Origin of the sequence: Candidatus Erwinia dacicola, assembly GCF_001756855.1 — a bacterium.
GTDB classification, from domain to species: Bacteria; Pseudomonadota; Gammaproteobacteria; order Enterobacterales; family Enterobacteriaceae; genus Erwinia; species Erwinia dacicola.
On sequence record NZ_MAYS01000518.1, the window covers coordinates 1 to 2,981 of the forward strand.

The window sequence follows — 2,981 nt, forward strand, 5'->3', positions numbered from 1 at the left end:
AATGGCTTCAATGGCTTCAAGCTGTAGTAGAGCAAGCTCTTTGCGGCGCAGGATCAGGCTGGTACGGCGGGTTTCGATATGCAGCGGGTCGCCTAGCGGCGCCACTCGCACCAAGGTAAAGCAGGTGCCGGGCAACAGGCCCTGCGCCATCAGTTTCTGGCGAAAAGCCGCGCTGAGCGTTGGAGAAAAACCGGTAATCCGGTAGCTGTGCTGGGGGGGTAGTTGCATTGTCTTAGCCTGCTGACATGTTGGACTGGATAGTGAGATAATGAAATTTTAATGAGAATGATTATTGCTCACATTGATATTAAGCAAGGTTATAGCAGAAAACGGGAAAGATTTTTTGCAAAAAAAGCGGGTCTAGCAGCCCGCCTGAGATTTAGCTCTTTTTACTAAACGCGGCGGCGAGGGCATTGCCCATCGCGCAGTTACCGGCGGGCTGCGCGGCCGGGCGTGGCTTGCTGCCTTTTGCCGGGCGCGTATTGTCACGGCCGTTAGCCGCGCTGTTACCGCTGCCACGACGCGGGTTGGTTTCACCCGGCTGCTCGTCCAGACGCATGGTCAGGGCGATACGCCTGCGCTGCAGATCCACTTCCATCACCTTCACTTTGACGATATCGCCAGCTTTCACCACTTTGTGCGGATTATCGACAAACTTGTCGGAGAGGGAAGAGATATGAATCAGGCCGTCCTGATGCACGCCGACATCGACGAACGCGCCGAAGTTGGTGACGTTGGTGACGGAGCCTTCCAGCACCATGCCCGGCAGCAAATCGTTCATGGTATCAATGCCGTCGGCAAACTGGGCAGTTTTGAACTCAGGACGCGGATCGCGCCTCGGTTTTTCCAGTTCTTTGATGATGTCGCTGACGGTCGGCATGCCGAAACGTTCGTCGGTGAAATCGACCACGCGCAGGTCGCGCAGCACGGACGGGTTACCCATCAGCTCATTCAGCGTCTGTTCGGTAGCGGTGAGAATGCGCTCCACCACCGGGTACGCTTCCGGGTGCACCGTGGAGGCGTCCAGCGGATTATCGCCCTGTGAGATGCGCAGGAAGCCTGCGCACTGCTCAAAGGCTTTCGGTCCAAGGCGGCCCACTTTTAGCAGCTGCTGGCGGTTCTGGAAGCAGCCGTTCTCATCGCGCCAGCTGACAATATTCTGGGCGATCATTTTGCTCAGGCCGGCCACGCGGGTCAGCAGCGGCACCGAAGCGGTGTTCAGATCCACGCCTATGCCGTTTACACAGTCTTCCACTACCGCATCCAGCTTCTTCGCAAGCTGGCTCTGGCTGACGTCATGCTGGTACTGGCCCACGCCGATGGATTTCGGATCGATCTTCACCAGCTCGGAGAGCGGGTCCTGCAGACGGCGGGCGATGGATACCGAACCACGGATCGAAACGTCCAAATCCGGGAACTCCAGCGCGGCCAGTTCGGAGGCGGAATAAACCGACGCGCCCGCCTCGCTGACGATCACCTTCTCCCCTTTCACCTGCGGGAACTGCTTCTGCACCTCAATGTAGAAACGCTCGGTTTCGCGTGAGGCGGTGCCGTTACCGATTGCCACTAGCTCAACGTTATGTTCGGTGCACAGCGCTGCCACTGCCGCCGCCGCTTTGGCGGTCTGCCCGGTGTGCGGGTAGATGGTATCGGTGGCAACCAGCTTGCCGGTCGCATCCACTACCGCTACTTTCACGCCGGTACGCAGGCCCGGATCGAGGCCCATAGTGACGCGCATCCCGGCTGGAGCCGCCATCAGCAGGTCATGCAGGTTGCGGGCAAACACGTTAATCGCTTCGTCTTCCGCCCGCTCGCGCACCGTGCCCATCAGCTCGGTTTCGAGGTGCAGCAACACTTTGATGCGCCAGGTCCAGCTCACCACGGCTTTACGCCAAGCATCGGCCGGAGCGTTGTTCAGGCGCAGGTTGAGGTGCTCGGTAATGATCTGCTCACCGTGGCTTTTACGCGGCGGTTCGTCAAACTGCGGGTCGGCATTCAACGTCAGCTGCAGGATGCCTTCGTTGCGACCACGGAACATGGCCAACGCGCGGTGGGAAAGCACGCTGGACAGGGCTTCGTGATGGTCAAAGTAGTCGCTGAATTTCGCGCCTTCTTCCTGTTTGCCGTTAACCACGCGGGAGACAAGGTGAGCATTTCCCCACAGGTATTCACGCACTTTTGCCAGCAGGCTGGCATCTTCGGAGAAGCGCTCCATTAGGATATAGCGCGCGCCATCCAGCACCGCTTTGCTGTCGGGCACGCCTTTATCGGTATCAACATAGCCCGCAGCCAGCTGCTCAGGATGGTGATTTGGCTCCTGCCACAGCGTGTCGGCCAGCGGTTCCAGACCGGCTTCAATGGCGATCTGCCCGCGCGTTCGGCGCTTCTGCTTATACGGCAGGTAGAGATCTTCGAGTTCGGTTCTGCCCAGCGTGGCGTTAATTGCCGCGGTCAGCTCGTCGGTTAGCTTGCCCTGATCGGCGATGGATTTCAGAATGGACTGGCGGCGGTCGGCGAGTTCGCGCAGGTAGCCAAGGCGGGTTTCCAGCTGGCGCAGCTGGGTGTCGTCCAGCCCGCCGGTCACTTCCTTACGATAACGTGCGATAAACGGCACTGTATTACCTTCGTCCAGCAGGCGAACAGCGGCTTCAACCTGTTCAGCTCGGGCCTGCAGTTCACTTGCAATCAGGCAGCTCAGCGAATCTTTCATCATTGGGATACCTTAATGGCTTAAGAAATTAGCAATAGTTATACGGATTGCAGCGGCAGAATGCTACTAAACGGGCCGCCGCGGCGCAGATTAGGATTCTTTAACGTAGCTGATGTCGTTGACATACCACAGCGCCTCACCGACCGGCGTCTGCACGGTGGCGGCATCGCCGATCTCCTTCTTCAGCAGGGCGCGCGCCATCGGTGAGTCGATGGAGATGTAATCGTTACGGTTAAAAATTTCGTCATAGCCAACGGTAGAGTCTTAGGAC

At 58.3% G+C, this 2,981-nt stretch carries 2 protein-coding genes and 1 pseudogene; all 3 read right to left on the reverse strand.

Annotation, left to right across the window (positions count from 1 at the left end):
• Positions 1-228, reverse strand: a 228-nt coding sequence (gene feoA / locus BBW68_RS13280; protein WP_070135722.1) for a ferrous iron transporter A, incomplete at its 3' end; no start/stop codon positions are given.
• A gap of 151 nt (positions 229-379) precedes the next feature.
• The gene (locus BBW68_RS13285; protein WP_070135723.1) at positions 380-2,713 is read right to left on the reverse strand and encodes a Tex family protein; all 2,334 of its coding nucleotides are present in this window, start codon (positions 2,711-2,713) and stop codon (positions 380-382) included.
• Positions 2,714-2,800: 87 nt separating this feature from the next.
• Positions 2,801-2,965, reverse strand: a pseudogene (locus tag BBW68_RS17065) (GreA/GreB family elongation factor); the annotation flags it as partial.
• Between the last annotated feature and the right edge of the window lie 16 nt (positions 2,966-2,981).